This is a genomic window from Butyribacter sp., from assembly GCF_056818865.1.
Genome location: NZ_DBLYGC010000009.1, coordinates 82733 through 101206 on the forward strand (window position 1 = coordinate 82733; position 18474 = coordinate 101206).

Here is an 18474-nt window from a genome sequence, read left to right on the forward strand (position 1 = left end):
GGTTAATCACTTATAATAATAGTGGTATGTGAAAATGATATGAGGGATATATTATATAGGTATGGAGGACGGCTTTGAAAGAGGATAACAGAAAGGTCTTAAAAAGCATGATGATGGTCACACAGCTTGGAATAGTTATGATGGTTCCGATTTTTTTATGTGGGGCTTTGGGCGTGTGGCTGAACAGAATTACAGGAATAGACATTTTATTTCCACTTTTGGTTTTGCTCGGTATAGGTTCAGGTTTTAGGAGTGTCTATATGGTCACAAAATCGTTTTATGCATCAGATATGAAAAAAGAGCGTGAAAAACAGCAGTATATAGAAGATTTGAAGAATTATAAAAAAACACATCCTGATGAAGATTTTTCAGATGTTATGGAGAAAAAGAAAAAAAGGTATCCGGAACATGTAAACAGATAAGGAAAAAGGGTAGAAGAAGGTATGAAGAAAGCAAAAATTATTTTAAAAGAAATGATTATAGGATTATTCATATGGTCAATGCCGGTTTTGGTTATACTTACTTTAGCAGCCACAAATAAACCGGCGGTTATTTGTGGTGTCATTGTTGGAGTGTTATCGGCAGCAGGCATTATTTTTCATATGTACAAACATCTTGACATTGCGCTTGACATGGACCCGGAAAATGCGAGAAAACATACATTAAAATCAGCATTTCAGAGAACATTTATAATGGCGGCAGTTCTTACGCTTTCTATGATATGGTACGGATATATTCACCCAATTGGTGTTGTCTTAGGTTTGATGGGAGTTAAGATGACAGCTTACATTCAGCCGTATGTGCATAAATTTTTACAGAAAAAGTCTATGGCAGGATGATTGTTGATTATTACACTGAAAAACTATGGTGATGAGAGCATATTTATTTAAAATATATTTTCATGACTATAGTTGTAATGACTACAATAGTCATAAAAAATAAAGAAGGAGGATGAGAATGTGGGAAGTGACATCTTAAATATGTCATGGCTGAACAGTAAGGCTTTGCTTGCAGGCGGTGAAGTAGACTTTTTCATCAGAGGATATACCGACAAGAAGTTTATGTTTCTCGGACATGAAGTCTACCTTACAACGACACATATATCAATGATAATAGTCATGGTATTTCTGCTTATTTTTGCCTTATTTGCAAACCGTGCGATTAAGAAAGCAGATCCCAAGGAAGCGCCCGGTCCGTTTTTGAATGCGGTTGAACTGATAGTTGAGAAACTTGACGGTATGGTTGCAAGCTCTATGGGAGCTAAAAATGCTGTTAAGTTCAGAAATTATGTAAGTGCATTGTTTTTGTTCATACTTACATGTAACTTATCAGGATTATTAGGTTTAAGACCGCCGACTGCGGATTTTGGTGTGACATTTCCGCTCGCCGTTATTACATGGGTGATGATTCAGTACAACGGATTCAAGTACCAGAAGATGGGCAAGATAAAAGGATTGTTTGAACCGATTTTCTTATTTTTCCCAATGAATCTTATCAGTGAGTTTTCAACACCGGTATCGATGTCTCTTCGACTTTTCGGAAACATCTTGTCAGGTACCGTAATGATGGGACTTATCTATGGTTTGTTGCCAAAAGTGCTTACTTTGGTATGGCCGGCAGCATTGCATGTATATCTTGATGTATTCTCGGGATGCATTCAGACATATGTATTCTGTATGCTGACTATGTGCTTTGTCGCAGATGCGATTGGAGAAGACGCATAACAATTATTATATTTATTTTGAGGAGGAAGAACAATGAATATTACAAACGAAGGTTTAGTTTTGATGGGCTCTGCAATTGGTGCAGGTCTTGCAGTTATCGCAGGTATCGGACCTGGTGTAGGTCAGGGTATTGCAGCAGGTTACGGTGCATCAGCAGTAGGACGTAATCCGGGTGCAAAAGGTGACATCATGTCAACAATGCTTTTAGGACAGGCGGTAGCAGAGACAACAGGTCTTTACGGACTCGTAGTTGCCCTTATTCTCTTATTTGCTAACCCTCTTTATGGCAAACTTAAATAATGCTCTATTTAAAAAATATTTAAAATAGAAAGGAGGCTGTAAAGTGAACGGTTTGGTAAAAGTTGCTTTAGCAGGTGACGGACTTGGAGATTATATATTTGGTCTTGATCCACAGCTTCTTGTGGATTCAGCTATCACAATACTTGCAATGTTCGCAATGTTTTTGCTTTTGTCGTATCTTCTTTTCAACCCGGCAAGGGATCTTTTACAGAAGAGACAGGCATATATAAAAGAACAGCTTGAAGAAGCAGCAAAGGAAAAAAAGGATGCCATTGAATTTAAGGCAGAATATGATGAAAAACTTAAAGCTGTCGATAAGGAAGCAGAACAGATTTTGAGCCAGACAAGGAAGAACGCTGTCAAGAGAGAAAACGAGATAGTGGATGAGGCTAAAGCAGAGGCTGCAAGAATTGTTGACAGAGCAAATCATGATATAGAACTTGAAAAATCTAAAGTTAAAGATGATGTTAAGAAAGAAATGATATCTGTTGCAACAGTTATGGCTGAAAAGATTGTGGCATCTTCTTTGGATGAGGAAAAACAGTCACAGCTTATCACAGATACATTGGAAGAGATGGGTGAAGAGACATGGCTAAGCTGATATCTAAAACTTACGGCGATGCGCTTTTTGAGGTAGCGGCTGAGGAAAACAAGCTCGAGAGCCATCTCAAAGAAGTGGAAGCTGTGCTTGATGTGCTCAAAGAAAATGAAGAGTATATCAACATTATAGGATATCCAAGAATTCCGATTGAAGAGAAAAAGACCATGATAGAAAGTGCTTTCAAGGGAAAGGTTTCTGACGATATGGTTGGATTTCTCACAGTTATTGTGGAAAAGGGAAGATTTTCAAAAATAGAGGAAATTTTAAACTATTTTGTTGACAGAGTGCATGAGGCAGAAAAAATAGGAACTGCTGAAATTACATCCGCTATAGAGCTTAGTGAAGCACAGAAAAAGGCGGTTGAAGATAAGCTGCTTACGACTACAGCCTATAAGAAAATTATTGCGAAGTATAGTGTAGATAAGTCACTGATAGGCGGTATGGTTATAAGAATCGGTGACAGAATCGTGGACAGCAGCGTAAAGACAAAACTTGAAACTATGGCAAGAGATTTGTCAAAGGTTCGTTTGTCAAACTAAATTAAATCGAAAGAAGGTGCGAGAGTATCATGAATTTGAAACCTGAAGAAATCAGTTCAGTTATCAAAGAACAGATTAAACAGTACAGTACCAAATTTGAAGTTGCAGATACGGGTACTGTTATACAGGTTGCCGATGGTATTACGCGTATTCATGGTCTTGCAAAGGCTATGGAAGGCGAATTGCTGGAATTTCCTAATGAAATTTACGGCATGGTTTTAAACCTTGAGGAAGACAATGTCGGAGCAGTACTCTTGGGTGACCATAAAAATATCAATGAGGGCGATATAGTAAAAACTACAGGACGAGTAGTAGAGGTGCCTGTTGGCGATGAAATGCTCGGACGAGTAGTAAATTCTCTCGGACAGCCTATAGATGGCAAAGGTCCGATAAAGACAACAAAAACAAGACCGATTGAGAGAGTGGCATCAGGTGTTATCTCAAGAAAATCGGTAGATACACCACTTCAGACAGGTATTAAGGCGATTGACTCGATGGTTCCTATCGGAAGAGGACAGCGTGAGCTTATCATTGGTGACCGTCAGACAGGTAAGACAGCGATAGCCATTGATACAATTATCAATCAGAAGGGACAGGGCGTTAAGTGTATTTATGTTGCAATAGGCCAGAAGGCATCTACGGTTGCAGCACTTGTAAATAAACTTGAAGAGTTCGGTGCGATGGACTATACAACAGTAGTTGCATCAACAGCCAGCGAGCTTGCACCGTTACAGTATATTGCACCATATTCAGGATGTGCTATCGGTGAAGAATGGATGGAGAATGGTGAGGACGTACTTGTAATATATGATGACCTTACAAAGCATGCAGCAGCATATCGAACACTTGCATTGCTCTTAAAACGTCCACCGGGACGTGAGGCATATCCGGGAGATGTATTCTATCTCCACTCAAGACTTCTTGAAAGAGCAGCACGTCTTTCAGATAAGCTTGGCGGAGGTTCACTTACAGCACTTCCTATTATAGAGACACAGGCGGGCGATGTATCTGCGTATATTCCTACAAATGTTATCTCAATAACAGACGGACAGATTTATCTTGAGACAGAGATGTTTAATTCTGGTTTTCGTCCTGCCGTAAATGCGGGTCTTTCAGTTTCACGAGTTGGAGGAGCTGCACAGATAAAAGCTATGAAGAAGATTTCGGGTTCAATCCGTATTGAACTTGCTCAGTACCGTGAGCTTGCGGCATTCTCACAGTTTAGTTCAGACCTTGACCCTGAGACAAAAGCACAGCTTGCACAGGGAGAGAGAATTCGTGAGGTATTAAAGCAGGATAACTACAATCCTATGTCTGTTGAACATGAATTTATCAGTATTTATGCGGCAACACATAAATATCTTATAGATATTGAACTTGAAGATATTGCTGACTTTGAAAAAGGTCTTTTACAGTTCATTGATGAGAAATATCCTGAAGTACCGGATATGATTAAAGAGACAGGTGAACTTTCAAAAGAAATGGAAGACAAGTTTGTTCAGGCAATTGAGAAATTCAAGGCAGAGTTCGTTAAGAACAGATAGAGAGGTGTGATGATATGGCCTCGATGAGAGATATAAAAAGGCGTAAGGAAAGTGTCCAGAGTACAGGGCAGATTACAAAAGCAATGAAGCTTGTATCATCTGTAAAATTGCAAAAGGCGAAAGTCGGAGCAGAATTGTCAAAACCTTATTTTGATACTATGTATGAGACAGTTGCCGATATGATTGCAAGATCAGGAGGATTGTCACATCCGTTTCTTAAAAAGAGCGAGTCTGATAAAAAGGCTGTTATAGTCATTACATCAAACAGAGGACTTGCGGGCGGTTACAATTCAAATGTCGTAAAACTTGTGACACATGATGAACGCTTTAAAAAAGAAGATACAATTATATATGCAGTCGGAACAAAGGGAAGAGATTCGCTTATGCGTCAGGGATATGAGATAGCAGGTGATTATTCGGAAGCGATGAACGAGCCCCTTTACAGTGATGCGACAGGTATTGGGAAAGATGTGCTTAGTAAATTTGTCAAAGGTGAAATTGGCGAGATTTATATAGCTTACACAATCTTTAAAAATACTGTTGTCCAGATTCCGACACTTATGAAACTTCTTCCTATTGATGCAGATGATATTGTATCAGAGCAGGAGGAAGACCAGAATCCGTTAGACAAGCTTACGCTTATGAATTATGAGCCGGAGCCTGAGGAGGCACTTGATGCCATAATTCCAAAGTATATAAACAGTCTTATATATGGAGGACTTGTGGAGGCGCATGCCAGTGAAAACGGTGCACGTATGCAGGCGATGGATTCGGCAACAAGCAATGCGGAGGAGATGATAAGTGACCTGTCACTTAAATATAACAGAGCAAGACAGGCATCTATCACTCAGGAGCTTACGGAGATTATTGCGGGTGCATCAGCAATATCTTAATAAAAATAAAAAATCTTAAGAAGGGAAAAAGAGATGGCAGAATTAAATACAGGTAAACTTACACAGATCATTGGTGCCGTTCTCGATGTCAGATTTTCAGAGGGAAAACTTCCTGAAATCAATGACGCTATCAAAGTTCCGCTCAAAGACGGAGAAGAACTTGTGGTAGAAGTAGCACAGCATCTTGGTGATGATACTGTCCGCTGTATTGCCATGGGTCCGACAGACGGGTTGGTACGAGGAATGGAAGCTATTGCTACAGGTGGTCCTATATCAGTTCCGGTCGGTGAAAAGACACTTGGACGAATGTTCAATGTACTTGGCAATCCTATAGATGAAAAACCGGCACCGGAAGGTGTTGAATATGATCCAATTCACAGAAAAGCACCTGCTTTTGAGGAACAGTCAACACAGACAGAAATCCTTGAAACAGGAATAAAAGTCGTTGACCTTTTGTGTCCTTATCAGAAAGGTGGAAAAATCGGTCTTTTCGGTGGTGCGGGTGTTGGTAAGACTGTACTTATACAGGAGCTTATCACAAATATTGCTCAGGAGCATGGTGGATATTCAGTATTCACAGGTGTAGGAGAGCGTACAAGAGAGGGTAATGATCTTTATTATGAAATGATTGAGTCCGGAGTTATCGATAAGACAACAATGGTATTCGGTCAGATGAATGAGCCGCCTGGAGCTCGTATGAGAGTTGCGCTTACAGGCCTTACAATGGCAGAGAACTTCCGTGACAGATCAGGAAAAGACGTTCTTTTGTTCATTGATAATATTTTTCGTTTTACACAGGCAGGTTCCGAGGTTTCAGCACTTCTCGGACGTATGCCTAGTGCCGTAGGTTATCAGCCTACACTTCAGACGGAGATGGGTGCTTTACAGGAGCGTATCACATCTACAAAGAAAGGTTCTATCACATCAGTACAGGCAGTATATGTGCCGGCCGATGACCTTACAGATCCGGCTCCGGCAAACACATTTACACATCTTGATGCGACAACGGTACTTTCACGTTCTATCGTTGAGCTTGGAATTTACCCGGCAGTAGATCCGCTTGAGTCAACATCACGTATTCTTGACCCACATGTTGTCGGTGAAGAGCACTATAAGGTTGCGCGTGGCGTACAGGAAATATTGCAGAAATACAAAGAACTGCAGGATATTATCGCAATTCTTGGTATGGATGAACTTTCAGAAGATGATAAGATTGTCGTAAACAGAGCAAGAAAAATTCAGAGATTTCTTTCTCAGCCGTTCCATGTAGCAGAACAGTTTACGGGACTTCCTGGTAAATATGTACCTGTTGCAGAAACTATTAGAGGTTTCCAGGAAATTCTTGAAGGAAAACATGATGACATACCTGAAAATCTTTTCCTCAATGCGGGAACAATAGACGAAGTTGTTGAAAGAATGAATTCAAAATAAAAATGACAATTCAGGATTTGTATAAAGTGGAGGTGGAGCATGGCTGAAAAGAAGTTCAATCTTCAGATAATATCACCTACCAGGGTTTTCTTTGATGGAGACATAGATATGGTAGAAATGAAGACAACGGAAGGTGAGATAGGTGTACTTGCCGGTCACATTCCGCTGACTGCTATTCTTGAACCGGGTCTACTTCGCATAAAGAATAATGATGGTGACAAGGAAGCGGCACTTCATGATGGATTTGTAAAGATAACAAAAGACAAAGTGACAATTCTTGCTGAATCATGTGAATGGCCTGATGAGATAGATGTAAACAGAGCAAATGAAGCAAAGATAAGGGCAGAGCGCCGTATTAAAAGCGGAGAACCTGCTGTTGATATGCTTCGTGCAGAGCTTGCACTTAAAAAGGCACTTACAAGAATTGATATTGCAGGAAAATATAAATAAAAACGTGGGCAGCTGCATTAGAATGTGTGGCTGCCTGTTTTGTTTTTTGTTTGACAGACTTAAAATTTTGGCTGGTGAAATATAGTTTCTATATTAGATTAGAATTGGTGCGGAAATTAAATAAATTGCTGTAAATTATTACAAAAACAATGTAAAATATTACAATTTAAGTAAAAAATTAGAAAAATAAGATGTTGATTCAAAGTGGGCAATGCGCCAAAAACAGGGATTTTTTGACATAAATATGACTTTCTTACAAAAATCTTACAATATATTAAAAATATTGCAAAAATGTTAAGCGTATGGTATGATTATATTGCGAGTGTAAATTTGATGTTTAAATTGCATTCATTCTACATATTGTTAACGTATAAAGGGAAAAAAGAAACGGGAGGTACATATTTATGGAAAAAACAATGTTACGCAGAGTTATGGTAGGTCTTACGATTGTTGTTATTGCGCTTGGTGTTGCAAATTTTGTCAAGACAAATATTTCAACATCAAATGGAAACAATTCTTTTAAAAGCAGTGTGACGGCAGCCGAGATTTCAGAATAAGTTTCAGTGATAAATCATAATATATGCAGGAAAGAGGAAACATGAAACGTTATTTTAGTATTATAGCAGTTATGGCACTTGTATTATGCATGCTTGTAGGATGTGGTTCTAAAAAGGATGATACATCTTCAAAAAGCGCAAAACAGGAAGAAACTGTTGCTCCTGAGAGTACAGACAATTCTGGACAGGATGCAGAAACAAGTGATTCGTCATCAGATGATACAAACCAGCTTTCAGGTAAGCATCATGTGGTTATAAAAGTTAAAGACTATGGAAATATAAAGGTGGAGCTTGATGCTGATACAGCACCTATTTCAGTTACAAACTTTGTAAAGCTTGCTAAGCAGGGGTTTTATGACGGACTTACATTTCATCGTATCATAGATGGATTTATGATTCAGGGCGGTGACCCAAATGGTGATGGAACAGGTGGTTCGGATGAAACAATAAAGGGTGAATTTAGTGAAAATGGCGTTGAGAACAATATTTCGCATGTCAGAGGAACTATTTCAATGGCTCGTTCATCTGAAAATGACAGTGCAAGTTCACAGTTTTTCATTGTACAGTCAGACAGCACATATCTTGACGGACAGTATGCAGGTTTCGGAACTGTCACAAGTGGAATGGATATTGTAGATAAGATTTGTAAAGATACACCGGTTACAGATACAAACGGTACTGTTGAAAAGGAAAATCAGCCGGTTATCGACTCTATAAAGGTTGTAGACTGACAAATATGATGTAAGGGTCAAAAACAAACAGTAATGTATGTTTACAAACAAATTGCTATTTGGTGGCTTGACCATAACATCATAATAATAGTAAGAAGTTTACAAAATATCATAAACGGAATTGAAATTAAAAATTTAAATAATAGTAAAAGTCTCTTTAAGATTGACTTATAATAGTTTGTCTTAAAGAGGCTTTTTGTTTTATATTTTAAATGTCAAAAATAAATAGTGTATTTTTTGGCGAAATTTTGGGTAAAAATTTATAAGAAATTATGGTATATATTTGTATATTAAGATGTTGGGGCAAAAAGGTATTTTGACCCTTGCATCATATTAAACAGTTATAGAAATGAGGAAATTATGACAGATAAAAGAATAAAAAATTCTTTATGGGATTCTGAACTTGATATTGAGAAAAGACTTGATTTTTTAATTGAAAATCTTACACTCGATGAAAAAATAAGCTGTATGAGCAATGCAAATCCGGATATAGAAAGATTGGGAATAAAGGCATTTAATATAGGAGGGGAAGGAGCACACGGAGTTCAGGCAAGACACGACCAGAGCTGGGATTTGAGCGAGCCTGATTATACAACAATTTTTCCAAACCCTATAGGAATGAGCAGGTCGTGGGACAGAGAACTTATTAAAAAGGCAGGAAAAGTTACGGGAACGGAAACAAGAGGTCTGTTTGCAGCGGGCAGAAGCGGCTGTCTTTCTGTCTGGGCACCTACGGTGGATATGGAAAGAGATCCCAGATGGGGAAGAAACGAGGAGGCATACGGAGAGGATCCATATCTCACGGGTGAACTTGCGGGAGCGTATGTTGAGGGCATGCAGGGTGATGATGATTTCTATCTTATGTGTGCGGCAACATTAAAACATTTTTATGCAAATAATGTGGAAGAGGACCGCACATTTGTGTCTTCCGGTGTTGACCCTAGAAATAAGCGTGAGTATTATCATGAACCGTTTAGACGAATTATTATGGAACATGGAGCTGAAGCAATTATGACAGCATACAATGAGATAAACGGAGTTCCGTGTATGCTGATGCCTGACATAAAAAATTATGCGAAAAATAAATGGGGTTTGCACCATGTTGTAACAGACGGCGGAGATGTGTTCCAGACCGTAAATCAGCATGAATATTTTGGTACGGATGCGCAGACGGTAGCGGCAGGACTAAAAGCGGGAATAGACAGTTTTTCTGATAATACGGCTAAAGTCGAAGCGGCAGTTAGAGAGGCATATGAACTTGGGCTTATCGATATTAAAGATATTGATGAGGCAATAAGAAACCGCTTTGGAACAATGATAAGACTTGGATTGTTTGATGCATATGGGGACAATCCTTATTCGCATATAACAATAAATGATGTAGGTACGAAAGAAAATCAGAAAACAGCACTTGAAATGGGGCAGAATTCTATTGTACTACTTGAAAATAAAGGCATTCTTCCACTTGATTTATCAAAAGCAAAAGATGACATATGTGTACTTGGACCTTTGGCGGATGTCTGGCAGCTTGACTGGTATTCGGGACTGCCGCCTTATTGTGTGACGGGACTGGAAGGAATTGAAAAATATGCAGATGTGCCTTTTGAAAAAGGTCTATGTGAATTTAAGATAAAGGCAGACGGAAAATATCTCGGACTTGATGAGAGTGAAAGACTTATTGTCACTGACAGCATGAATGCCGAGATATTCCGGATTGAGCAGTGGGATAAGAAACAATTTACGATAAGAAGCAGTACCAATGGGAAACTTTTGTCTGTAAGGGACGATATTGAAGGTGGCGAAAGCGGAGATATTTGTGCCTGTAAAGACAGGGCTTTTGGATGGTTTGTAAAAGAAGCATTTAAAATAAAAGACAGTGAAAATAAAGAAATAATTTTTGATAAATCGTTTTCGGGCAAGGTGACAAGCTGGAATGATGAAAGCTTTTATATAGATAAAAATGGTGTCTTAAAAGTCGAGAGTGCTTTTGAAAAATCAGGTGCTGAGAAAACGGAAGATAGAATTAAAGACGGCAGTTCCGGTAATGAGTGCAGGGATATTTCTGAAACGGCAAAGGTAAGCAATTTGCAATTTGAAATTGTTGCAGATGGAATTGAGGCGGCAGCAGAACTTGCAAAGAAAGTCAAATATCCTATTCTTTTTATTGGCGGAGACCCTATGGTTACATGTAAAGAGGATGTTGACAGGGATGATATAGATTTTCCGATATATCAGCAGAAACTTCTTGAAGCGGTATATGAAGCGAACGAAAATGCAATTGTTGTTTTGGTTTCAAATGTAGCGTTTGATATATCGTGGGCAAAAGAGCATGTAAAAGCAATGATATTATCTGCATCAGGATGTATGGAACTTGGAACAGCTATTGCAGATACTCTTTTTGGAAAAGTCAGTCCTGCAGGAAGACTTAGTACAACGTGGTATAAGGATATTGATAAACTTCCGCCCAAAGAAGATTATGATATAATTGCACATCCGAGGACTTATGCTTACTATGACGGAGAGGTACTTTATCCGTTTGGATACGGGAAAACATATTCTGAGATTAAATATCTTGAAATGAGAGCAGAAATTAAGGACTATACGAAAATCGAGGTATGTGTAAGCATTGAAAATACAGGTGAATATGTGACGGATGAGGTTGTTCAGATTTATATGACAAAGAAAGATTCAAAGGTTGTGCGTGCCATAAAGAAGCTTGAAGCATTTGAAAGAGTGAAAAACCTTAGACCGGGAGAAAAAAGAGATATTGTATTACAGATAAAAATAAAAGATTTGAAATATTATGATGTTGTTGAAGAAAGATGCATTCTTGAGGATGGGGACTATATTATTCAAGCCGGTTCATCAAGCAGGGACATTTATTTGAGTCGGACAGTGAACATAAAAGGTATATCAAGAGGTGCAAGGGAAGCATGGCAGACAATAAAAGCAGACCATTACGATAGCTATAAAAATGTTTATCTGCATGAGGGCATAAATGGTTTTGATGCGGTCTGCACGCAGGATAATGAAATTGAATGTGATGTTTCCTATAGAGATGTACTTTTGAAAGAAGCTGTATTCTTAAGAAATGACGGTACGGATATGAAAGAAATTACACTTGAAATTCTTGCTTCAATAGATGACGGTGGTGTGGTTGAAGTGTTGGCAGACGACAATATGATTGGAAAGTTTGTAAAAGGTCAGACGAAAATAAAAGACATGCACAGTGAAATAGGTCAGGCGGCATTTAGAACGGACAAAAAGATGCCGTGGGCAGCGTTTGAAAGAAAGACTGATTTTAAAAAGTACAACATTACTGTAGATACGGACAAAATTCCGCATAAAAAATTTGAATTAAAATTAAGATTAAAAGGATATATAAGAATTTGCGCTTTTAAATTTGCATAAGAAACAGTTGGTGTGTGCTATCGGAATTGCAGCAGGTTGGAAATTTACCTATATTATTTAACCGAAAGTCATTGCTACATTATACTGGCAGAAATAAAATGTTTTTGTGTTTTTTTAAAAAAAGATTTTTACATTTTGGTTTTATATGTTATACTATGGGTAGCGGCTTCATGCGGAGCGGAGAATGTCGTATTATTATTGTTTGATATTAGTACAGTTCAGAATATATGATATGTACAAGTTTATGTTTTACAGGAGATACGATACAGAATATCTGACATGAGGTCAGTGTGATGCCGGAATTTCATTCGGAATGACGGCGGTTGCAATGCGATTTTATCGCAGTCAATTATTTATTCATATTTAGGAGGTAACTTTACAATGGCAAACAAATGGGTATATATGTTCGACGAAGGCGACATGACCATGCGTAACTTACTTGGTGGTAAGGGTGCTAACCTTGCAGAGATGACTAAGATTGGTCTTCCTGTACCACAGGGATTTACAGTAACTACAGAAGCTTGTACACAGTACTATGAAGATGGTCGTCAGATTAACGATGAAATCATGGCTCAGATCATGGATGGCGTTAAGAAGATGGAAGAAATCAACGGAAAGAAATTCGGAGATTCTAAGAACCCATTATTAGTTTCAGTTCGTTCAGGTGCTCGTGCTTCAATGCCTGGTATGATGGATACTATCCTTAACCTCGGTTTGAATGACGATGTTGTAGAGACAATGATCAAAGGAAACCCAGATCCAACATTCGAGCGTTTCGTATATGACTCATACAGACGTTTCATCCAGATGTTCTCAGACGTAGTTATGGAAGTTGGTAAGAAATATTTCGAGCAGCTCATCGACAAGATGAAAGAAGAGAAAGGTGTTCAGTATGACGTAGATCTTACAGCACAGGATCTTAAGACTCTTGCAGAGCAGTTCAAGGCTGAGTACAAAAATCAGTTAGGAACAGATTTCCCATCTGACCCTGTAGAGCAGATGAAACTTGCTGTAGAGGCTGTATTCCGTTCATGGGACAACCCTCGTGCAAACGTATATCGTCGTGACAACGACATCCCTTACTCATGGGGAACAGCTGTTAACGTAATGCCTATGGTATTCGGTAACTTAAACAATGAATCTGGTACAGGTGTTGCATTTACTCGTGACCCTGCAACAGGTGAGAACAAACTTATGGGTGAGTTCCTTATTAACGCACAGGGCGAGGACGTAGTTGCCGGTGTTCGTACACCAATGCCAATCGCTCAGATGGAACAGGAATTCCCGGAGGCATATGCTGAGTTCGTTAAGGTTTGTGATACACTTGAGAATCACTACCATGACATGCAGGATATGGAGTTCACAGTAGAAAACAAGAAACTTTACATGCTTCAGTGCCGTAACGGTAAGAGAACAGCTCCTGCTGCATTAAAGATTGCTTGTGACCTTGTTGATGAAGGACATAAGACAGAAGAAGAAGCAGTAGCTATGATTGATCCTCGTAACCTTGACACACTTCTTCACCCACAGTTTGATGCTGCTGAGTTAAAGAAAGCTACTCCAATCGGAAAAGGACTTGGTGCTTCTCCAGGAGCTGCTTGCGGTAAAGTCGTATTTACAGCAGAAGACGCTGTAGAATGGGCTGAGCGTGGAGAGAAGGTTGTACTTGTTCGTCTTGAGACATCTCCAGAAGATATCACAGGTATGAAGAGTGCACAGGGTATCCTCACAGTTCGTGGTGGTATGACATCTCACGCAGCCGTAGTTGCTCGTGGTATGGGTACATGCTGTGTATCAGGATGTGGCGATATCGTTATGGACGAAGAGAACAAGAAATTTGAATTAGCAGGAAAGACATACACAGAAGGTTCTGAGATTTCTATCGATGGTACAACAGGTAACATCTATGATGGTCTTATTCCAACTGTAGATGCAACAATCGCCGGTGAGTTCGGACGTGTTATGGCTTGGGCTGACAAGTATAGAACACTTAAAGTTCGTACAAATGCTGATACACCTGCAGATGCTAAGAAAGCTCGTGAGCTTGGTGCTGAAGGTATCGGACTTTGCCGTACAGAGCATATGTTCTTCGAGGAAGACAGAATTGCTGCATTCCGTGAGATGATCTGCTCTGATACAGTAGAAGAGAGAGAAGAAGCACTTGCTAAGATTCTTCCTTACCAGCAGGGAGACTTCGAGGCTCTTTATGAGGCACTTGAAGGAAATCCTGTTACAATCCGTTTCTTAGACCCACCACTTCATGAGTTCGTTCCTACAGAGGAAGCGGATATCGAGAAGTTAGCTAAGGCTAAGAACAAGAGCGTTGATGAAATCAAGGCTATCATTGATTCACTTCACGAGTTCAACCCTATGATGGGACATCGTGGATGCCGTCTTGCAGTAACATATCCTGAAATTGCTAAGATGCAGACAGCAGCAGTTATTCGTGCAGCAATCAATGTAAAGAAGAAACATCCTGATTGGACAGTTGAGCCTGAAATCATGATTCCACTTGTTGGAGAAGTTAAAGAGCTTAAGTATGTCAAGAAAGTTGTTGTTGAAACAGCAGATGCTGAAATCGCAGCAGCAGGTATCGAGATGAAGTACGAAGTTGGTACAATGATCGAGATTCCTAGAGCAGCTCTTACAGCTGACGAAATCGCTAAAGAAGCTGAATTCTTCTGCTTCGGTACAAACGACTTAACACAGATGACATTTGGTTTCTCTCGTGATGATGCAGGTAAGTTCCTTGATGCTTACTATGATGCTAAGATCTTCGAGAGCGATCCGTTTGCAAAACTTGACCAGACAGGTGTTGGTCAGCTTATGGAAATGGCTGTTGAAAAAGGAAAGAAAGTTCGTCCATCACTTCACTGCGGTATCTGTGGTGAGCACGGTGGAGATCCTTCATCAGTTGAATTCTGCCACAAGATTGGTCTTGACTATGTGTCATGCTCACCATTCCGTGTGCCAATTGCACGTTTGGCAGCAGCACAGGCAGCTATTGCTGACAAGTAGGATATCGTCTGATGTAATACAGCTTTATATTGCAATAATAGATTCCCATTCCGAGCTAAGATTTAGTTTGGGATGGGAATTTTTTTGAAAATTGCTGTTTTGGATTATTCAAAAGTTGCTTAGTAAGCGCAAAAAACTTAGGCGTATATTCTAAAATAACTTAGCATAAATATTATTTTACTCTTTATGCTAAGTTATTTTTTGTCTTTATCTATCTTTCGATTTTACACATTTCAAAAACTTTATCATTCCATGGTAACAGCTTTTCTAATTCACTGTCTGCCATTTCTTCAGTAGGTCGTTTCTCTAATACATATGTTATATATTTATATACATTTAATCCATTCGCTAATGCTGTTTCGGCTATACTGTATGATATGGCACTTGCCTCTGCACCTTCAGGACTGTCACTGAAAAGCCATCCCTTTCTACCTATAACATATGATTTCATTTTCTGTTCACTTAAATTATTGCTCAGACTGCAGCGACCATCTTCGAGATATGTCATCATATGTTCTTTTCTATTTAATGCATATGTAACTGCTGTGGCAAATTTACTGCCTTTAATGGGTTTCTGCTTTTCAAGCCATGACAAAAAAGCCTCAATTACCGGTTTTTCTTTCTTGAGACGACCATTTTTTATCTGTTTGTATGAATAACCTTTTTCTTTAAAATGTCTGATGTTAGAATGTAAATAGTACAAGTTAGATATGGAATAATTCTTAATATAGATTTATTATTAAAGTTAAAGATTGGAGGATTAAGACATGGCTACACAGTACTCAGAAGAATTTAAGAAAGATGCGGTAAAATATTGGGAAGAGCATAAGGATTTAGGCATTAACGCATGTGCTAAAAATCTAGGCATATCTAAAAGTACACTATCTACCTGGCGCAAACTTTATGAAAGTAATGAGGGTAATATACCAACCCGAGGAAGAGGCAATTACGAAAGTGATGCTGCAAAAGAAAATGCTAGACTTAAGAAAGAATTAAGGGATGCACAGGATGCTCTGGAAATATTAAAAAAAGCAATCGGCATACTGGGAAACTAACAGAAGCTATATACCTTGAAACTGCAAATAAAGAGAGAAATATGAGGGAACAAGGTGGACGCCGGCTTAATGTTAGCGGTGTGCTGAGACATTTAGGCGTCTCTAGAAGTGGATATAATACTTGGAAAAACAGGATTCCAAGTAATCAGGAGCAGCGAAAAAACAAAATAAAGGATAAGATATGTGATATTTATGATGAATCGCACCAGAATTATGGTGCTCCCAAAATAACAAAGAAACTAAAAGAAGAAGGAGAAACAATAAGTGAAAAGACAGTAGGTAATTATATGCGTGAAATGGGCCTAAAGGCACAATGGATTAAACCATATACTATAACAACTATAGATTCAAATTTTAGTGAAGAATACAAAAATATACTTGATGAGAAGTTTAATCCTAATTCCCCTGATGCGATATGGTGTACAGATATTACATATATTTGGACTTATGAATGATTTGTATATTTAACAAGTATAATGGACTTATATTCAAGGAAAATAATATCATGGGTATTAAGTGATACCCTTGAAACAAAGTGGGTTGTAGAAGCTGTTAATAAAGCTAAAAGGGTAATAAATGCTGACAAACCATTAATTATGCATTCAGATCGTGGCAGACAATATACGGCTAAAGATTATGAAGAAGCAACAGCAGGAATGACGCTAAGTTATTCGAAGAAAGCATATCCATGGGATAATGCATGTATTGAATCTTTCCATTCATTACTTAAAAGAGAGTGGATAAATAGATTCAAAATAATAGATTATAATCATGCATATAAACTTGTTTTTGAATATATAGAAGCCTTTTACAATACAGTAAGAATTCACAGTCATTGTGATTATGCATCGCCTAATGACTACGAAAAGAAATATTGGATAAAACTAAGACAAATGGAAATAAATGTGGCATAAGACAGATTATTGAGGTGAAAAGTTCATGTTTAACTTGTACTTTTTCTTGACATAGGACCACAGCGTATCAGACTTAGATATTCTCCTGGTCTTAAGGATATATTTATTGTAGAAACGGATGGCACTTTGACTCCTATAAGACTTTTAAACAAAACTGAAAACGCTTTTGTCAAGCGCGAAAAAATTCATTTATGCAGAGGTGAAGACTAATGGACTCCAGAGACCGTGCCGCAATACTGCTTGCAGGACTTCCAAAACTCAATTCGACCCTTACGCTTCAGATTCACGAACCACTGAGGCAGCGTATTGTTATGAATTATAATTTAGAAGGTCTTACAAAAGATGAAGGCAAAACATATATACTGGAAAAATTAAAAGGTGCCGGCTGCAATCAGACCATCTTTGAAGATGCAGCTATTGAAGCAATACTCAACGCTGCCGATGGAATACCCAGACTTATAAATAAATATTGCAATGCCAGCATGAAAGATATGTGTAAAGCGAAGGATTTGGCTGGGCGTATCTGTCATGAAGAAGAGTCAGGTAGTCAGGAGCTTTCTCTTGTTGTGAATAATATAAGGAAAGAACTGGAGAACTTGCAGGCAGAAAAGCGGAATCATGTTAAAGAAATTGAAAGATAATATTCTTTTTTTATCATATGGATGGGTGTATAATGAGAGAAAATATCGTCGAGAGAGGAGAATTATATGAGCCATACAGAAAATATATCTAAATTTGAGCAGTTTATTAAAATGATGACAGGTCACTTTGATAATCAGGAACAATTTCAAAAAATGAAGGAAGCAGGAGAGATATATCCATATGCGGAGCATGTTAATACGCCGTGTAACAATAAAATACAGGATCTGCCGGCAGATTTTTCTGGCATATTCATTGTGGAAGAAAGTTATTATCAAAGCCAAGGAAAACGTCATTCTTCGCCACATTTGTTTTTGTTGACAGAGCAGGATGATGGGATTATGCTTTCTTCCTATGAAATTCCGGAAGGAGAGGATAAGAATACATTTTCCTACAAAACAATGAAAAATGTGAAATATAGTGCATTGAAAAAGTCAGAAAAATTTACTCCGGCTTTGTATCATGAAAAGGATGGAGTATGGGAAGGGGGCAGTGTGAGCCAGTTTTCGCCGGTAATGATATTTCGGTTGTGGGAGAAATTTTCTGATACATGTTTGGAGGTATCGGAGAGTATGGAAGTGAATGGGAAACGTACATTTGGATATGATGCTCCTATTATTTATAAAAGGGTATAAAATCAAAACAGAGGTGACTGCAATGTCGTGGA

Annotated in this window: 20 protein-coding genes and 2 pseudogenes; 21 read left to right on the forward strand and 1 reads right to left on the reverse strand. The window is 38.5% G+C overall.

Annotated elements, in window-relative coordinates; all coding sequences use genetic code 11:
* The first annotated feature begins 74 nt into the window (after window positions 1–74).
* The 14 genes from ACZLXV_RS05765 to ppdK all read left to right on the forward strand — a co-directional run bounded on the left by ACZLXV_RS05765 (window position 75) and on the right by ppdK (window position 15199).
* On the forward strand, window positions 75–422 hold the full coding sequence (locus ACZLXV_RS05765) for an AtpZ/AtpI family protein (protein ID WP_022223732.1): 348 nt from the start codon (window positions 75–77) through the stop codon (window positions 420–422).
* Between the two features lie 21 nt (window positions 423–443).
* On the forward strand, window positions 444–839 hold the full coding sequence (locus ACZLXV_RS05770) for an ATP synthase subunit I (protein ID WP_482382780.1): 396 nt from the start codon (window positions 444–446) through the stop codon (window positions 837–839).
* 141 nt (window positions 840–980) lie between these two features.
* Window positions 981–1724: a F0F1 ATP synthase subunit A gene (atpB, locus tag ACZLXV_RS05775; protein WP_482382798.1), complete on the forward strand. Its 744-nt coding sequence runs from the start codon at window positions 981–983 to the stop codon at window positions 1722–1724.
* Between the two features lie 33 nt (window positions 1725–1757).
* A complete protein-coding gene (gene atpE / locus ACZLXV_RS05780) occupies window positions 1758–2024 on the forward strand; it encodes an ATP synthase F0 subunit C (RefSeq protein ID WP_022013168.1) in 267 nt (88 codons plus the stop codon).
* A gap of 43 nt (window positions 2025–2067) precedes the next feature.
* On the forward strand, window positions 2068–2625 hold the full coding sequence (gene atpF, locus ACZLXV_RS05785; protein ID WP_022223729.1) for a F0F1 ATP synthase subunit B: 558 nt from the start codon (window positions 2068–2070) through the stop codon (window positions 2623–2625).
* Complete coding sequence (locus tag ACZLXV_RS05790) at window positions 2613–3164, forward strand: F0F1 ATP synthase subunit delta (protein ID WP_022223728.1); 552 nt, start codon at window positions 2613–2615, stop codon at window positions 3162–3164. Before atpF ends, ACZLXV_RS05790 begins: the two co-directional genes overlap by 13 nt.
* A gap of 29 nt (window positions 3165–3193) precedes the next feature.
* Window positions 3194–4708 carry a F0F1 ATP synthase subunit alpha gene (atpA, locus tag ACZLXV_RS05795; protein ID WP_022223727.1) on the forward strand — a complete coding sequence of 505 codons (1515 nt, stop codon included), beginning with the start codon at window positions 3194–3196 and terminating at the stop codon, window positions 4706–4708.
* A gap of 14 nt (window positions 4709–4722) precedes the next feature.
* On the forward strand, window positions 4723–5601 hold the full coding sequence (gene atpG / locus ACZLXV_RS05800) for an ATP synthase F1 subunit gamma (protein ID WP_482382781.1): 879 nt from the start codon (window positions 4723–4725) through the stop codon (window positions 5599–5601).
* Window positions 5602–5634: 33 nt separating this feature from the next.
* Window positions 5635–7032 (forward strand): F0F1 ATP synthase subunit beta, encoded by a 1398-nt coding sequence (gene atpD / locus ACZLXV_RS05805; protein ID WP_022223725.1) that lies wholly within the window; start codon window positions 5635–5637, stop codon window positions 7030–7032.
* Window positions 7033–7071: 39 nt separating this feature from the next.
* Window positions 7072–7482, forward strand: a complete 411-nt coding sequence (atpC, locus tag ACZLXV_RS05810; RefSeq protein ID WP_367335374.1) for an ATP synthase F1 subunit epsilon — start codon at window positions 7072–7074, stop codon at window positions 7480–7482.
* 404 nt (window positions 7483–7886) lie between these two features.
* Complete coding sequence (locus tag ACZLXV_RS05815) at window positions 7887–8039, forward strand: hypothetical protein (protein ID WP_482382782.1); 153 nt, start codon at window positions 7887–7889, stop codon at window positions 8037–8039.
* 41 nt (window positions 8040–8080) lie between these two features.
* Window positions 8081–8770 carry a peptidylprolyl isomerase gene (locus ACZLXV_RS05820; RefSeq protein WP_022223722.1) on the forward strand — a complete coding sequence of 230 codons (690 nt, stop codon included), beginning with the start codon at window positions 8081–8083 and terminating at the stop codon, window positions 8768–8770.
* Window positions 8771–9130: 360 nt separating this feature from the next.
* Window positions 9131–12181, forward strand: a complete 3051-nt coding sequence (locus tag ACZLXV_RS05825; protein WP_482382783.1) for a glycoside hydrolase family 3 C-terminal domain-containing protein — start codon at window positions 9131–9133, stop codon at window positions 12179–12181.
* 381 nt (window positions 12182–12562) lie between these two features.
* Complete coding sequence (ppdK, locus tag ACZLXV_RS05830) at window positions 12563–15199, forward strand: pyruvate, phosphate dikinase (protein WP_482382784.1); 2637 nt, start codon at window positions 12563–12565, stop codon at window positions 15197–15199.
* 211 nt (window positions 15200–15410) lie between these two features.
* On the opposite strand, the gene ACZLXV_RS05835 is transcribed toward ppdK, so the two are convergent.
* Complete coding sequence (locus ACZLXV_RS05835; protein WP_482382785.1) at window positions 15411–15902, reverse strand: IS66 family transposase; 492 nt, start codon at window positions 15900–15902, stop codon at window positions 15411–15413.
* 64 nt (window positions 15903–15966) lie between these two features.
* Here ACZLXV_RS05835 and ACZLXV_RS05840 point away from each other — a divergent pair, with 64 nt between their 5' ends.
* The 7 genes and pseudogenes from ACZLXV_RS05840 to ACZLXV_RS05870 all read left to right on the forward strand — a co-directional run bounded on the left by ACZLXV_RS05840 (window position 15967) and on the right by ACZLXV_RS05870 (window position 18442).
* Window positions 15967–16254 (forward strand): transposase, encoded by a 288-nt coding sequence (locus ACZLXV_RS05840; protein ID WP_482382786.1) that lies wholly within the window; start codon window positions 15967–15969, stop codon window positions 16252–16254.
* A gap of 41 nt (window positions 16255–16295) precedes the next feature.
* Window positions 16296–16709 carry an IS3 family transposase gene (locus tag ACZLXV_RS05845; protein WP_482382787.1) on the forward strand — a complete coding sequence of 138 codons (414 nt, stop codon included), beginning with the start codon at window positions 16296–16298 and terminating at the stop codon, window positions 16707–16709.
* 15 nt (window positions 16710–16724) lie between these two features.
* Window positions 16725–16901: pseudogene (locus tag ACZLXV_RS05850) on the forward strand (DDE-type integrase/transposase/recombinase); the annotation flags it as partial.
* A 9-nt stretch (window positions 16902–16910) separates the two neighbouring features.
* The gene (locus tag ACZLXV_RS05855) at window positions 16911–17168 is read left to right on the forward strand and encodes an integrase core domain-containing protein (RefSeq protein WP_482382799.1); all 258 of its coding nucleotides are present in this window, start codon (window positions 16911–16913) and stop codon (window positions 17166–17168) included.
* A 60-nt stretch (window positions 17169–17228) separates the two neighbouring features.
* A pseudogene (locus ACZLXV_RS05860) lies at window positions 17229–17378 on the forward strand (IS481 family transposase); the annotation flags it as partial.
* Window positions 17378–17809, forward strand: coding sequence for a hypothetical protein (locus tag ACZLXV_RS05865; protein WP_482382788.1), 432 nt, complete (start codon window positions 17378–17380; stop codon window positions 17807–17809). The pseudogene ACZLXV_RS05860 and the gene ACZLXV_RS05865, both read left to right, overlap by 1 nt.
* Before the next feature lie 66 nt (window positions 17810–17875).
* Window positions 17876–18442, forward strand: a complete 567-nt coding sequence (locus tag ACZLXV_RS05870; protein ID WP_482382789.1) for a hypothetical protein — start codon at window positions 17876–17878, stop codon at window positions 18440–18442.
* Window positions 18443–18474: the final 32 nt, after the last annotated feature.

Excerpts from the sequence above, each read along its gene's own strand:
- ACZLXV_RS05770 (WP_482382780.1), top strand. The coding sequence starts at position 444 with ATGAAGAAAGCAAAAATTATTTTAAAAGAAATGATTATAGGATTATTC.
- atpB (WP_482382798.1), top strand. The coding sequence starts at position 981 with ATGTCATGGCTGAACAGTAAGGCTTTGCTTGCAGGCGGTGAAGTAGAC.
- atpE (WP_022013168.1), top strand. The coding sequence starts at position 1,758 with ATGAATATTACAAACGAAGGTTTAGTTTTGATGGGCTCTGCAATTGGT.
- ACZLXV_RS05790 (WP_022223728.1), top strand. The coding sequence starts at position 2,613 with ATGGCTAAGCTGATATCTAAAACTTACGGCGATGCGCTTTTTGAGGTA.
- atpA (WP_022223727.1), top strand. The coding sequence starts at position 3,194 with ATGAATTTGAAACCTGAAGAAATCAGTTCAGTTATCAAAGAACAGATT.
- atpG (WP_482382781.1), top strand. The coding sequence starts at position 4,723 with ATGGCCTCGATGAGAGATATAAAAAGGCGTAAGGAAAGTGTCCAGAGT.
- atpD (WP_022223725.1), top strand. The coding sequence starts at position 5,635 with ATGGCAGAATTAAATACAGGTAAACTTACACAGATCATTGGTGCCGTT.
- atpC (WP_367335374.1), top strand. The coding sequence starts at position 7,072 with ATGGCTGAAAAGAAGTTCAATCTTCAGATAATATCACCTACCAGGGTT.
- ACZLXV_RS05815 (WP_482382782.1), top strand. The coding sequence starts at position 7,887 with ATGGAAAAAACAATGTTACGCAGAGTTATGGTAGGTCTTACGATTGTT.
- ACZLXV_RS05820 (WP_022223722.1), top strand. The coding sequence starts at position 8,081 with ATGAAACGTTATTTTAGTATTATAGCAGTTATGGCACTTGTATTATGC.
- ACZLXV_RS05825 (WP_482382783.1), top strand. The coding sequence starts at position 9,131 with ATGACAGATAAAAGAATAAAAAATTCTTTATGGGATTCTGAACTTGAT.
- ppdK (WP_482382784.1), top strand. The coding sequence starts at position 12,563 with ATGGCAAACAAATGGGTATATATGTTCGACGAAGGCGACATGACCATG.
- ACZLXV_RS05840 (WP_482382786.1), top strand. The coding sequence starts at position 15,967 with ATGGCTACACAGTACTCAGAAGAATTTAAGAAAGATGCGGTAAAATAT.
- ACZLXV_RS05845 (WP_482382787.1), top strand. The coding sequence starts at position 16,296 with ATGAGGGAACAAGGTGGACGCCGGCTTAATGTTAGCGGTGTGCTGAGA.
- ACZLXV_RS05855 (WP_482382799.1), top strand. The coding sequence starts at position 16,911 with ATGACGCTAAGTTATTCGAAGAAAGCATATCCATGGGATAATGCATGT.
- ACZLXV_RS05865 (WP_482382788.1), top strand. The coding sequence starts at position 17,378 with ATGGACTCCAGAGACCGTGCCGCAATACTGCTTGCAGGACTTCCAAAA.
- ACZLXV_RS05870 (WP_482382789.1), top strand. The coding sequence starts at position 17,876 with ATGAGCCATACAGAAAATATATCTAAATTTGAGCAGTTTATTAAAATG.